10 protein-coding genes are annotated in these 14,646 nt (G+C 44.0%); 5 read left to right on the top strand and 5 right to left on the bottom strand.

What is annotated here, in order from left to right; genetic code table 11:
* The first annotated feature begins 15 nt into the window (after window positions 1-15).
* The 3 genes from chrA to FKQ60_RS10700 all read left to right on the top strand — a co-directional run bounded on the left by chrA (window position 16) and on the right by FKQ60_RS10700 (window position 4,245).
* Complete coding sequence (chrA, locus tag FKQ60_RS10690; protein WP_170904536.1) at window positions 16-1,161, top strand: chromate efflux transporter; 1,146 nt, start codon at window positions 16-18, stop codon at window positions 1,159-1,161.
* A gap of 97 nt (window positions 1,162-1,258) precedes the next feature.
* On the top strand, window positions 1,259-2,416 hold the full coding sequence (locus tag FKQ60_RS10695) for an HD domain-containing phosphohydrolase (RefSeq protein WP_170904537.1): 1,158 nt from the start codon (window positions 1,259-1,261) through the stop codon (window positions 2,414-2,416).
* 143 nt (window positions 2,417-2,559) lie between these two features.
* Complete coding sequence (locus FKQ60_RS10700) at window positions 2,560-4,245, top strand: AMP-binding protein (protein WP_170904538.1); 1,686 nt, start codon at window positions 2,560-2,562, stop codon at window positions 4,243-4,245.
* A 221-nt stretch (window positions 4,246-4,466) separates the two neighbouring features.
* On the opposite strand, the gene fusA is transcribed toward FKQ60_RS10700, so the two are convergent.
* Both fusA and radA read right to left on the bottom strand, forming a co-directional pair.
* Window positions 4,467-6,554 (bottom strand): elongation factor G, encoded by a 2,088-nt coding sequence (gene fusA / locus FKQ60_RS10705; protein ID WP_004395904.1) that lies wholly within the window; start codon window positions 6,552-6,554, stop codon window positions 4,467-4,469.
* Window positions 6,555-6,777: 223 nt separating this feature from the next.
* On the bottom strand, window positions 6,778-8,157 hold the full coding sequence (gene radA / locus FKQ60_RS10710; protein ID WP_004395905.1) for a DNA repair protein RadA: 1,380 nt from the start codon (window positions 8,155-8,157) through the stop codon (window positions 6,778-6,780).
* Between the two features lie 151 nt (window positions 8,158-8,308).
* Between radA and FKQ60_RS10715 the strand changes: the two genes are divergently transcribed.
* Window positions 8,309-10,639: a PilZ domain-containing protein gene (locus tag FKQ60_RS10715; RefSeq protein WP_170906505.1), complete on the top strand. Its 2,331-nt coding sequence runs from the start codon at window positions 8,309-8,311 to the stop codon at window positions 10,637-10,639.
* 77 nt (window positions 10,640-10,716) lie between these two features.
* On the opposite strand, the gene serB is transcribed toward FKQ60_RS10715, so the two are convergent.
* A complete protein-coding gene (serB, locus tag FKQ60_RS10720) occupies window positions 10,717-11,697 on the bottom strand; it encodes a phosphoserine phosphatase (RefSeq protein ID WP_170906506.1) in 981 nt (326 codons plus the stop codon).
* Between the two features lie 100 nt (window positions 11,698-11,797).
* Between serB and FKQ60_RS10725 the strand changes: the two genes are divergently transcribed.
* Complete coding sequence (locus FKQ60_RS10725; protein ID WP_158137881.1) at window positions 11,798-12,409, top strand: YtjB family periplasmic protein; 612 nt, start codon at window positions 11,798-11,800, stop codon at window positions 12,407-12,409.
* A gap of 140 nt (window positions 12,410-12,549) precedes the next feature.
* Here FKQ60_RS10725 and deoD read toward each other — a convergent pair whose 3' ends face one another.
* Both deoD and FKQ60_RS10735 read right to left on the bottom strand, forming a co-directional pair.
* Entirely contained in the window at window positions 12,550-13,275 is a 726-nt protein-coding gene (gene deoD, locus FKQ60_RS10730; RefSeq protein WP_004395908.1) for a purine-nucleoside phosphorylase, read from the bottom strand.
* Window positions 13,276-13,407: 132 nt separating this feature from the next.
* Complete coding sequence (locus tag FKQ60_RS10735) at window positions 13,408-14,628, bottom strand: phosphopentomutase (RefSeq protein WP_170906507.1); 1,221 nt, start codon at window positions 14,626-14,628, stop codon at window positions 13,408-13,410.
* Between the last annotated feature and the right edge of the window lie 18 nt (window positions 14,629-14,646).

The following is a 14,646-nucleotide window of genomic DNA, read 5'->3' on the forward strand; positions in this document are numbered from 1 at the left end:
GGGACGATGAACAAAATGTGGGAAATATTCATACGCTTTTTTACGCTCGGTTGGATAAGTTTTGGCGGCCCAGCGGCGCATATTGGCTACTTTCGACACACGTTTGTTGAAAAATTGAAGTGGATGAGCGATCAACAATATGGACAGATCGTCGCTTTAAGTCAGTTTTTACCCGGCCCAGGTTCAAGTCAAGTTGGCTTCGCGATCGGCTATCAGAGAGGCGGATTACCGGGCGCTGGTTTAGCCTTTATTGGCTTTACTCTCCCTTCGATCATACTAATGGTATTACTCGCCACTTTCAGCCGCTATTGGCTTGATACATCACAATATGCACTACTGATCCATGGATTAAAACTGCTCGCTGTCGTGGTCGTTGCCGAGGCAACATGGGGGATGTATCAAAACTTTTGCCGAACAAAAACTACCGCCAGCTTAGGTCTGTTTAGTGCGGTCATTTTGTTGTGTTTTCCCGGTATCTTAGCGCAAATCTTGGTCATAATCCTTGCTGCCATCATCGGCATGAAGTGGCTAAAAAATCCGTTTGCCACGACAAGTCTCATTCCATTTCGACCAACGTGGTGGCCTTTAGTTTTATTTGTAGCGATTTTATTTGGCCTACCATGGCTAGTCAGCTCCAGTGCGAGTTTAATGTTATTCGAACAATTTTTTCATGCTGGTAGCTTAGTATTTGGTGGCGGCCATGTCGTCATGCCTCTGTTGCAAAATTTGTTAGCCGATCAAATAAGCAGCGATACTTTCCTTACTGGTTATGCCGCCGCTCAAGCGGTACCGGGGCCAATGTTTACACTAGCAACGTATCTGGGTTACTACTTGCTACCCGCATCGCCGATCACCGGTGCCATCATCGCTACCATCGGCGTCTTTTTACCGGGATTTTTACTGCTTTTAGGCGTGCTCAAACACTGGCAAAATCTTGCTAATATTCCCTCCGTTTCAGGTGCTCTCACCGGAGTCAACGCATCTGTAGTCGGATTATTACTCGCTGCTCTTTATCAACCAGTGTTTATCAGTGCAGTATTCAACGCTTGGGACGTTGCTTTACTACTGATCGGTTTATGGTTACTTAAAATTATGAAGTGGCCCATTCTTGGTTTAGTCATGTTCTATTTGTTAACGGCACTTATTCGTGGCGTTTTGTAACAAAAAGAAGTGATTTTTTGCACATCAAACAAGGTGAATTCTAAGGGATCGCCTAGACTTACTAGAGACGATGATGACACCACCGCAAGGAGGGCGCATGAACACGCACCATGAAGGAGAAAAACCCAGCTTCTTTGCTAAAGTGGGCACACTCAACCAACAGTTAACCGATATCCATCAACGGATGCTAACGGTAGAGCCAAATATCGCTCGTATCTCCTTCGCTCTATTCGATGAAGAGAGCAACGAGTTAAAAACTTATGCTCATAGTGATAATCAAGGGAGTGAGCTACTCCATTACTCACTCTCGCTCGATAATCTGCCAAGTTTAAAAGCGTGTGCACAATCTGCTGAAGTTCGCTATCTCAATGATATTTCAGTCGAAGTTAATCATACCACTCCACATAGCCAATGGTTATTTGAACAAGGTTTTCAATCCTCAATGACCTTACCGGTTTACCATGATCAAACGTTCATTGGTTTTATTTTTTTAAATTCAAAACAAAAAAATACCTTTAGTCCAGAAAAATACGCACAACTCAAATCGTTTATCGATATTGTACGTTTTGTCGTCAGCTCAGAATACGATTTGGTTCAATCGCTACTCAATGCAACCAAAGCCATTAACGCTAAATCGCCTGAACACTGGTTAGATTCAAAAGAACACAAAGAACGAATTAGTCGTTATGCGCGTGTCATAGCTCTAGAAGTAGCAGCGGTCTACCAATTGGATGATGAGGTAATAGAGAATATCAGCCAGTTTTCTAAATGCCATGATATTGGCAAACTGGCCATTCCGGCAGAATTACTGAATAAACCTTGTTCACTCGGTCAGGATGAAAGACAGCAACTCAATCAACACATCGAAAAAGGCATTGAGATCATCAATGATATTATTGATGATATTGGCGCTCCAGAACATCCAAGTATCGCCGTACTCAAAGAGATTGTTGCCTACCACCATGAGTTTCTTGATGGTAGTGGCTATCCTTATGGCTTAACCCAAGAAGCCATTCCTATCTCAGCTCGCATTATTGCTGTCGCCAATATTTTCGATGCACTAACAAGCCATCGCCCCTACAAACAAGCTTGGTCTGTTCCATTTGCCTTGTTGGAACTAGAAAAAATGGTCGTATCCGGTAAGCTAGATAAACACTGCGTTAACGCGCTGCGTTATCATCAAGATTATTTAAAGCGGGTTAGCGAGACTTATCCAGAACTCGATCCGAAAGATAGAGAATCCCCAGCGTCTTAATTTGAGTAATTTTTGTGAGGTATCACTCTGTTGTCATTAACAAATGTGAGTTAATTAACCTTCATCACTCCTATAGCCATGCTACTATTTACAAAATTTTAACATAAATAGAATAGCCATTGCCTCATACATGGAGTTAGAGAATGAATCCGTTAACAAATCTAAGTCAAACTAAGTGCGCTCTCCCCCCCCCTAATGAAATGATCTTAACTTGGGCGCAAACTCGCCCCAACGACGTTTACTTGAAACAAATTATTAATCGGCAGTTTGTTGAATACACCTTCGCTCAAGTCGCTGATCAAGCACTACGTCTCGTTTCAGCACTACGCGCCTTAGGGGCTGAACCTGGTGATAAAGTGGCGCTTATATCAAAAAACTGCGCCGAGTGGTTCATATGTGATTTAGCAATCATGCTCGGTGACTATGTCAGTGTGCCCATTTTCCCTACTGCCGGCGCTGACACCATTGAATATTGTGCGAGTCATAGTGAAAGTAAAATAATCATTGTCGGTAAATTAGACGACAGTAAAGCCACCGCCCAAGTTTTAGCTAAAATGCCAGAGCTGATCAGTATCGCTCTACCTTACGCTTCAGCACCAGCGTGCCACCATCAATATCTAGACTTAATTGCTCAGTATCCCCCAAGTGAAGAACGGCCTGAACATTATGATGATAAACTGATGTCGATTGTTTATACCTCAGGAACCTCAGGCGTACCAAAAGGTGCCATGCTAACCTACGGTGCTTTTGCTTGGGCAGTACAACAATTGATTGCTCAAATCGGTATTCAAAAAGATGATCGCCTGTTTTCTTATTTGCCTCTCGCACACATCACCGAACGTGTTTACATTCTTGGCACGTCAATTCAAGGTGGTGTTTTAACCGCTTTTCCCGAGTCACTTGATACGTTTATTGAAGATGTGAAAATGCATCGCCCAACGTTGTTTATCTCAGTACCAAGGCTATGGACTTTGTTCCAACAGCGTATTCAAGACAAACTTCCGCAGAAAAAGCTGAATATTCTGCTCAAAATCCCTTTTATAAATAGCTTAATTAAACGCAAATTAGCGGATGGTTTAGGGTTAGATCAAGCACGAGTCCTTGGTTGTGGCTCAGCCCCAGTCTCTCCTGCCTTGTTAGAGTGGTACCACAGCCTTGGCTTAAATATTACTGAAGCATGGGGAATGACCGAATCATTTGCCTACAGTACGATCAATTACCCCTTCCGGGCCGATAAAATAGGAACGGTTGGCCATGCTGGACCAGGAGTTCGCTTAAAAATTACCGATGACGGTGAGATACTCGTTCATAGTAAAGGGGTATTTTCTGGGTACTACAAAAATGACATTGCTTCCAAAGAAGCTTTTGATGCTCAAGGTTGGTTACACACTGGAGACTTAGGTTCAATAGACTCTGATGGTTATCTTACGATCCAAGGACGAATCAAAGATACGTTTAAAACAGCCAAGGGTAAGTTTGTTTCTCCCGTCCCCATTGAGAAAAAATTGTATGAATACAGCCGAGTAGAAATGCTGTGTTTAATTGGCTTAGGGCTGCCAGCGCCGATACTTTTGGTTGTACCGCATAATTTCTCTGATTTTGATCGAGAGCGTTATGAACGCACGACGAAACGCGTTATCGAAAAAATGAATACTAAACTCGAATCTCATGAGCAGATAAAAGGCGTATTGATGATCAAAGATCCGTGGAGCATCGATAATGGTATTCTTACGCCAACACTAAAGATAAAACGTCATGTCTTAGAGCAAAAATATCATGACGTTGGCCAGAATTGGCCTAAAGACAAACTCGTGGTTTGGGAAGAGTAATCTCACTAACTGTCCTTCTTTAGAACAGTGAAAAACGATGATCAAAGTAAAAACTTAGTGATCCATCTTACTACTGAAAACTTTGCCCCTATTATCATCAGTTAGGATTGGGGGTATTTTAGTTTTTCTCTTTTTCATCTTGTACAACATAAAACGCAGCAAACAAAACGCCCCGAACAGCATTCACTGTTCGGGGCGTTTTTAGCGCTTAAAGTGAAGAATTATTTCTTCTCTTTTTTCGCTTTAGCTTCAGCAATAACGGTTTCTGCTACGTTAGCTGGACATGGTGCATAGTGTGAGAACTCCATAGAGAACTGACCACGACCAGATGTCATTGTACGTAGAGAACCGATATAACCAAACATTTCAGATAGTGGGATATCCGCTTTAACACGAACACCAGTCACACCAGCTTCTTGGTCTTTGATCATACCACGACGACGGTTCAAGTCACCGATAACGTCACCAACGTGATCGTCTGGAGTGAACACGTCAACTTTCATGATTGGCTCAAGAAGTTGTGGGCCAGCTTTAGGCATTGATTGACGGAATGCACCTTTCGCTGCGATTTCAAATGCAATTGCAGATGAGTCAACGGCGTGGAAGCCACCATCAAACAGTTCAACTTCGACGTCTAAGGTTGGGAAACCAGCAAGAACACCTTCTTGCATCATACCTGCAAAACCTTTCTCAATCGCTGGCCAGAATTCCTTAGGAACGTTACCACCAACAACAGTTGAAGTGAATTTGAAGCCTGAGTTTGGCTCGCCTGGTTTGATACGGTAATCGATCTTACCAAACTGACCAGAACCACCAGACTGTTTCTTATGCGTGTAGCTATCTTCAACAGCTTTCGTGATTGTTTCACGGTAAGCAACTTGAGGAGCACCAACAATAAGATCGATACCGTGCGTACGCTTAAGGATATCTACTTTGATATCTAGGTGAAGTTCACCCATCCCTTTCAGGATAGTTTCGCCAGTCTCTTCGTCTGACTCAACTTGGAATGATGGATCTTCAGAAACCATTTTACCAAGTGCAACACCTAACTTCTCAGAACCACCTTTATCTTTAGGCGCAACCGCGATAGAGATAACTGGGATTGGGAAGATCATTGGCTCAAGAGTACATTCGTGTTTAGGATCACACAGAGTATGACCAGTTTTCACGTTCTTCATACCAACGATAGCAATGATGTCACCCGCTTGCGCAGAGTCGATTTCATTACGGTCATCAGCGTGCATTTCTACCATGCGGCCAATACGTTCGGTTTTACCTGTCGCACTGTTCAAAATGGTATCGCCTTTCTTCAGTTTACCTGAGTAAACACGAACGAAGGTTAATGCACCAAAACGGTCATCCATGATCTTAAACGCAAGAGCACGGAATGGTTCATCAACAGAAACTTTAGCGACTTCGCCAGTGGCTTCACCAGTATCTGGATCCGTCAACTCTTGTTCATGAACTTCTGTTGGGTTTGGTAGGTAATCTACAACCGCATCAAGGATAAGTTGCATACCTTTGTTTTTGTATGCAGAACCACAGTAAGTTGGGAAGAAAGCAAGTTCACGAGTACCTTTACGGATACAACGTTTGATGTCTTCTAGAGAAGGCTCTTCACCTTCCATGTAAGCCATCATTAACTCGTCGTCTTGTTCAACAGCAGCTTCAATCAACATTTCACGGTATTCTTCCGCTTGGTCAACTAAATCAGCTGGAATATCCGTTACTTCGTAGTTTTCTGGAAGACCTGAGTCATCCCAGATGTACGCTTTTTGGCTCAGTACATCAACAACACCTGTAAACTCATCTTCACGACCGATTGGTAGTGTCATGACTAGTGGTGTAGCGCCAAGTACATTTTTGATTTGGCCAACAACGCGGAAGAAGTCTGCGCCCATGCGGTCAAGCTTGTTGACGAAGATCAGACGAGATACTTCTGAATCGTTCGCATAACGCCAGTTGGTTTCTGATTGAGGTTCAACACCGCCTGAACCACAGAATACACCGATACCGCCGTCAAGAACTTTTAGAGAACGGTATACTTCAACTGTAAAGTCAACGTGCCCAGGAGTATCGATGATGTTAAAACGGTGGTCTTTCCAGAAACAGGTAGTCGCAGCAGACTGGATTGTGATACCACGTTCAGCTTCTTGATCCATGAAGTCCATGGTTGTAGTACCATCGTGGCTGTCGCCCATTTTATGGATTTTACCAGTCAGCTTAAGGATACGCTCCGTGGTAGTGGTTTTACCCGCATCAACGTGCGCGAAAATACCAATATTTCTGTATTTTGATAAATCTGCCATTGTCTTACTCTGTTAATAAGGTATAAAGTGCGCGCAGAGTATAGCATAATCTGTCAAGACTGATACCCCTGCGATCGCTTGCTGAAAAAAAATAGTCAAGGACTACCTGTTGCTGATGAAATATAGGTGATGCGCACACAAGACGCGAGCAAATATCGACAAAACTCTCCGTTTCATCACACCTAATCTTTCGAAAAACACATACGCATTGTTTATTTTGCTATCACAGCTCATCAAAAGCGGCAATCGCTTCGGAAAGTTTTCGCACGCCATGAATTTGCATACCAGAAATCCCGCCCTTGGGCATATTGGCCATTGGAACAATTGCGCGGCTAAATCCATGTTTGAGCGCCTCGTTAAGACGCTCTTGCCCACTCGGCACCGGACGAATTTCCCCAGCTAATCCCACTTCGCCAAAAACCACCACATCTTTAGGTAACGGCTTATCACGAAAGCTAGACAGTAGGGCCATTAACAGGGCGAGGTCTGCACTGGTTTCGGTAACTTTTACGCCGCCAACGACATTGACAAAGACATCTTGGTCGGCCATTTGCAAACCACCATGCTTATGCAATACAGCCAGTAACAAAGAGAGCCTATTTTGCTCTAAGCCAACCGCAACACGACGTGGATTGGCCAATTGAGAGTAATCGACCAATGCTTGAATTTCGACTAAAAGCGGACGGGTACCTTCCCAAACCACCATAACCGAACTGCCTGAGGTCGCTTCTTCACCACGCGACAGGAATATCGCCGAAGGGTTACTGACCTCTTTTAGTCCCTGTCCAGTCATTGCAAACACACCCAGTTCGTTCACCGCACCAAAACGGTTTTTATGACTACGAAGGGTACGAAAACGACTATCAGCGCCCCCATCAAGCAACACCGAACAGTCAATAATATGCTCAAGCACTTTAGGACCAGCAAGAGTACCGTCTTTGGTCACATGACCAACGATAAACACCGCAACATTATTTTGTTTGGCATAGCGAGTTAAGGCCGTCGCCGATTCGCGAACCTGAGCGACACTGCCCGGAGAGGATTGCACATCGGCGACGTGCATAACTTGAATCGAGTCGATAACCATTATTCTCGGTTGCTCTTGCTCGGCAATTTGGCAAATACGATCGACGTTGGTTTCGGAAAGCATTTTCAGGTGTTCTTTGGGTAACCCTAAACGGGCGGCACGCATCGCAACTTGCTGTAATGACTCTTCTCCAGTGACGTATAAAGTTGGCATCTGCGCAGAAAGCAAACACATGGTCTGTAAAAGTAACGTCGATTTACCAGCCCCTGGACTGCCGCCAATCAGAATAGCAGCCCCTGGTACCACACCTCCGCCTAGCACTCGGTCAAACTCTTTAAAGCCACTGCTAAAACGAGGCACTTCTTGTAAGTTGATTTCGGCTAACGTTTGCACACTCGTTTGCGTAGCATTTCCCGCATAACCGGATAATCGTTCATGGCGAGCAACTTGAGGGGAAGCGGCTAAACGAACTTCAGAAATGGTGTTCCAAGCCCCACATGCATTACATTGACCTTGCCAGCGCGGAAAATCTGCCCCACACTCATTACATACATAGGCTCGTTTTGCTTTAACCATGAATCCTCAATACTTAATTAAAAATGGTAACTTAGCCGCTTGCGCTATCTTAACGAAACGGACAACTGTGCCTACATTTTACTTCGGTTATCGTTAAAGATTAACTGCATGATGCCGATATCATTCAAGAACCTAACTTTAACAGAAAAGTATGCAGCAATCTGACATTCTCTCTTTCACTGAAAAACTCATTCCGGTCTATCGCTCTCCGGACTTTGAGTTCATCCTCTCTCAGATCACGGATGGGCAGCCTGCCTCTGCTAAACTATTGATAAAAATGGAACTCAATCGACTGATGGCGCCGTGTAAAAAAACCATTGATTTACGCAGCCGAGTTGATACTGAGTGTCGAGAATATGAAATCGACGGTTTTAAACACTGGTTAGATGATATTGCATTAAATGATTACCAAAAAGGGGTAAAAAAGTTTTCTGGTTATACTGAAGGGGTTTGGGAAACGGTTTGCAAAGCGCGAATCAGCCAACGGGATAACACCAAAACCGATCAAGCCACTAATAAAGCATCAAAAAGCTTCCAAGCTGAGATCATTAAACTGGGCTATGATTTAAAACGTAAAGAAAATCGCCTCAGCCTAAATAGCCAAGTCTTGATCACTCTTAATAATCAAGCCATTCATGCAGTAACACTGGATCTCTCGCCTTCAGGCGCAAAATTTAAAGTACCCGCGGCATTTAACTATAAATCTGGACAAACGTTTAAAGCACAATTCACTGAACTGGAAAAATCGCTCGATATTCCTGGCTTAAATCAACCGATTGAATACCGCATACTGGCTATTGATGATTCCTATGAAAACAATGCGGTGAAATACTTGCGGGCATTACGTATTACTGAGACGACATTAATCGATAACGTGATTGCCGAGTCACTAGCTAGTAATATTAAGAAAAACCGTCACGATAACCAAGATAAAATCATTCGCGCTCGCACCCGTGGCTATGAGCACGTCTATCTCAAACACACAGGCCATTTACCGCTGTTTTTTAGTGGCAACCAACTGAAATTGGTACTGCTGACGGAAAACAATCGTCCTATTTGGCAATACTGGCATGATGAACGAAATCAGCAGAGTTTGGGCAGCTTATTTAATGCTGAACGGATGGGGCTGCTCACACAACCGGGCGTGAAAAATTGCAGTAACGTACTGTACTCGTTTAAACATGAGTATCAGGATAAAACGTTGTTTTTCTCGATGTTCATGCCCGAAGCCTCAGCAGAGCAACGAAAACTGTTCTGGCATATTGGCGCAAAAAAAGACAGTTGGAAAGCGTTCCGTTTATCGGTTTTTGAATTGTCAGCCGAAGAGCAAGCCGAGCTAGCCAACCATTCCGAAGAATTATTAGAGCACTCCAGTCAGCTAACGCATTGTGGGATTTTACAAGAAATTGCCGATATCAGTTCAGCACAAGATTATCTATTGGTAGCAAAACCCCCTCTACCTGGCAGTGAGTTGAATCCTTTTCGTCATAGCCGCCAAGTGATCGGTCAACCGTTAGGAGTGTATTTTGATGCTTGCTCTCGACGTAAAGAACTTCGCTACCGCTTTCGAACACCCTTACAGCTAAAAGATCAACAGCAAGTATTAGGGGAAGGCTTGAGTGTTGACCTCTCTAAACGTGGATTAAATCTGATTCTTAATGCTCCAGTGGCACTCAAAGCTGGTGATAAACTGCAGGTGAATTTTACTGAACTAAAACGCTACGATGAAAAGTTACCCTTGGATGTCCTACCTTATCAAGTGGTTCGGATTAGTCCTGAAGGGCGACGTTTACAATTAAAGATTGAAGAGACATCCGCAACCATCAAAAGCATTGCGTTTTTTAATTCTCTTATCGAGCATAATCAAGACAAATTGTTACCGCAAAAAGAGCAGTTACCGAGCCCCTCTCTCTTAGAGGGCTTGCATGATCTGTTGTTAGACAAAATGGTTTGTTCACCGATTTTCGTTGATAAACCTGGCGCAAATTTGCGACCACGAGTGATTGGCGTTAATTTTCCACTACCCGCTCACCTCATGTTATTGGCTAAACTCGGACAAGATGGTTGTTTTTCCCTTGAACCTATCTTTAAAAACCACACCAATACTCTACTCGCTTCCCCGATGAGACGGATTGATGGTGCCGAACCTCAGCATCATGAAATCTATATTGCAGTGGTCAAGTTTGCTGACCGTATTCAGTCGGTAGAATCTTGTTTGAAAAGTGAATTTAGTAGTATTAAAGAACGCATTCAATTTATTCGTAGAGCAAGAGAAACGGGCGAGTTTTATGCATTGCGTATTTCTGGTTCGCCGGTATTTGAACCGATGACCACCTTACTGCGCGAAGATCTCAATCAATTACTATTAGTTAGCTTAAACGATGCCAAAGCCTTAGAAAAAGAACTCAGTGCGATTGTCGGTTATTGCGAATTAACCGATATCACGCAAGAGGTGATCACTAGACTGGAACTCACGGACTAAGTCAGAACGCCTGCTCTCTCAGCAAAGCGTGAGTGGGAATCCATCACTCATAGTAAAAATAGATTCCCACTCTGCACTTAAGGCTGACTTTTCCAACTGATCTTTTGCTGTCTAATCAGACCCGCCGAAAGAATACACAATACACCACCTAAGCTTGCAAAACGTACCGCCGTTTGTGCTTTCGCCTCTACTTTTGGTTTCGCATGATAGGCAATCCCGAGTCCAGCCACCTCCATCATCACTAGGTCATTCGCCCCATCTCCTACTGCAACGGTATTATGCAATTCAATATCAAACTGCTGAGCAAGTTTTAACACAATCTCTGCTTTAGTTTGCGCTCCTACAATCTCGCCCTTAACTTCGCCACTCAGTTGATTATTGATGATTTCTAATTGATTGGACTGCGCATAATCTAACGATAACAACTGTTGCAGGTGATCCGAAAAATAGGTAAAGCCACCGGAGGCTATCGCGGTTTTCCAACCCATCGCTTGTAGGGTGGTGAGTAACTCCGGCAATTCAGGCATCAAGGGTAAATCGTTGCGTACCTTTTCAAGGATTGCCGCATCCGCGCCTTTGAGCTTCGCGACTCGCTGACGTAAACTCTGCTCGAAATCCAGCTCACCTTGCATTGCTCGCTCCGTTACCTGAGCGACCTCATCACCCACACCCGCTAATTTGGCAATTTCATCAATACACTCAATTTGAATCGCTGTGGAGTCCATATCCAAGACGATCAAGCCGGGTTTAGACAGATCAGGCACTTCGTCGATTCGAGCATAATCCAAGTGTAATTGTTGTAGAATAGGTTCTAGCGCAGCGTCGAGCTCTCCCGCCATTAAAGCGACATCATAATTGCCGACTTTCCATGTATCGACTATCACTAATCCTTGACCACTCCATTGCTCAATATCCATAAAATAAGCAGGAGTCAGTGGCTGAGCAAAAATAATCCAATTAGCGTGGGACTTATCAAGAGCGCTACTCTCTCGCGTTTCTGGGTAGCGATTCAGCAGCGTCGTATGTTTTCTAATTGAGAGGGGTTTTACAGCATCCATGTTTCGCTTCCTTAACTATGATTCCCTGACGTTACCCTATTGCAATTTAAAAACGCAAGTCTCAATATGAGCGAAATGTCATTTTTTAGGTTTACGATCTATGGATAGCTCACTGTTTTCATTTCGTGTCGTCGTGCGCAGCTTAACCGTTGTGCTATTGATGGGCATGTCGGTGTTCACGATTCAAAATAGCGTTGTGATCAGTAAAGGCAATGAGCGCATTCAAGCCAATCAATTAGAAACCTTAACGAAAGTGTTAATCAATCAAGCCTCCCTGTCGGCCAGCAGCATGCTCGCAGAACAAGATCAAGAGCGATTACTGGCACTCACCAATCAACTTGCTCAAGAACGTTTAGTGTTTGATGCGACAATCTATGATGCTGAAGGCGTTAAGCTAGCCGCAAGTGACGGAGCACTCAGTGTTCGAGAGATATTAGGGCTAGATACACCACTACAAACGGCCAGTATTGGCCGTCAACAACTGGTTGAGCCGGTCTTGTATGATGGCAGCATTATTGGTTTTGTCCGCTTAACGTTTGAAACGGGCCGAGTAACGGCAATTTCTGATCATCACTATCGAAAAAGCGATCGATACATGTATTTAATGTTATTGATGAGCTTTACTGGTGGGGTTTTGATCACTCTCTTGTTGCGTCGTCAATTTAGGCCGAAAGAGCAGAAAGTAGAAAATGTGCTGCTTAAGCACGTTTAGCGATTAAACGATCACAATCACCAAAGCGCGAAGATCCCGATGAGTAAAGATAGACTTAACTCATCGGGACAAATGACGCAGAATATAACGTTTAACTGTCTCTATCGAAGCGGTATAACGGGCGTCAAAATCAAGATTAATTAATACCCGGCTTGATCACCAATTAAAATGGAATCTAACGCAATTTCAATCATTTCATTAAAGGTATTTTGACGCTCTTCAGAGGTGGTTTGCTCACCGGTTTTAATATGATCAGAAACCGTGCAGATAGCCAGTGCTTTTGCGCCGTATTCAGCGGCAACGCCATAGATACCAGCCGCTTCCATCTCAACGCCAAGGATGCCATATTTATCCATCACATCGAACATGCTTGGATCTGGAGTGTAAAATAGTTCAGCCGAGAACAGGTTACCGACTTTCACATCAACACCACGAGCTTTCGCCGCTTCTTCTGCCGCTTTAACCATTTTATAATCAGCAATCGCAGCAAAATCATGATCTTTAAAGCGGATACGATTCACTTTTGAATCCGTGCAAGCGCCCATACCAATCACAACATCGCGTAATTTGATCTCTTCATTCACAGCGCCACAGCTACCGACACGAATGATCTTTTTCACACCGTAATCTTTGATGAGTTCAGTCACATAAATCGAGCATGAGGGAATACCCATACCGTGGCCCATCACTGAAACTTTACGGCCCTTATAGCTGCCTGTGTAGCCGAACATGTTACGCACATCACATACCTGTACGACATCATCTAAAAAAGTCTCTGCGATGTATTTAGCGCGCAGTGGATCACCTGGCATCAATACAACGTCAGCGAAATCACCCAGTTGAGCATTAATATGTGGAGTTGCCATGTCTTTTCCTCTTCATCTTGGTGATTGTGTTGCTCAGTCAGTCGAGCAACACAATTGAACAATAGGCTTAGCCTTGCTAATAGCAAGACCAATCATAAAATACAGTCTTCTATTCCAGCACTGCAGGTGATGTTACAAAAATGATTTTCCGTAATCCATTGGTGAGGTCGCAAAATAACTCGCTAAACTCTGGCCAATATCAGCAAAGGTTTCACGGCGGCCAAGGCTACCCGGCGCTACTTTTTGACCATAGACGATCACTGGAATGAATTCGCGTGTATGATCGGTGCCAGGCCAAGTAGGATCGCAGCCATGGTCAGCGGTTAAAATCAGTACATCTTGCTCTTGCATCTGCTCTAGAATTTCTGGCAGACGCTGATCAAAATACTCTAATGCTGCCGCGTAACCGGCGACATCTCGGCGGTGACCGTAAGCAGAGTCAAAATCAACAAAGTTAGTGAAGACTATCGTGTTATCACCCGCTTGTTCAATTTGATCTAATGTGGCATCAAACAAGGCAGGAATGCCGTTGGCTTTCACTTTTTTACTGATCCCACAGTTAGCATAAATATCAGCTATCTTACCAATCGAAACCACTTCACCTTGTCGCTCTTCAAGCAGTTTTTGCAATACGGTAGTTGCAGGTGGCTCTAAAGATAAATCACGGCGGTTACCAGTACGAGCAAATTGTCCTTTACCAGGACCGGTAAATGGACGGGCGATCACTCGACCAATGTTATAATCTTCTAACTCTTCACGAGCAATCTGGCACAGTTCAAGCAGGCGGTCTAAGCCGAAAGTCTCTTCATGACAGGCAATCTGAAACACTGAATCCGCTGACGTGTAGAAAATTGGCTTACCTGTCGCCATATGCTCTTCACCCAAATCATCAAGCACTTGAGTACCAGAGGCATGACAATTACCAAGGAAACCATCCAAACCGGCACGCTTTAAAATGCGGTCGGTTAGCTCAGTAGGAAAACTGTTTTCTTTGTCACTGAAATAGCCCCATTCAAATAGCACTGGTACACCAGCAATTTCCCAGTGTCCTGATGGGGTATCTTTACCAGAAGAAAGTTCAGCAGCGTGGCCGTAAGCGCCAATAATATCTGCATTTTGATCTAAGCCTGGCGCAAATTGTCCTGTGGCTTCTTTGTGCGCCATTGCTAAGCCTAACTTAGAAAGATTAGGCAAACGTAAAGGCCCTTGGCGATCGGCATTATCCGCTTTACCTTGTTGGCACTGCTCGGCAATGTGGCCTAAAGTATCAGCGCCAACATCACCAAACTTTTCAGCGTCTGGAGCGGCGCCAATACCAAATGAATCTAATACTAAAACAAATGCTCTTTTCATTACTTTTCCTCACCGGAG

Source organism: Vibrio sp. A11, assembly GCF_013048705.1.
Taxonomy (GTDB): domain Bacteria; phylum Pseudomonadota; class Gammaproteobacteria; order Enterobacterales; family Vibrionaceae; genus Vibrio; species Vibrio metschnikovii.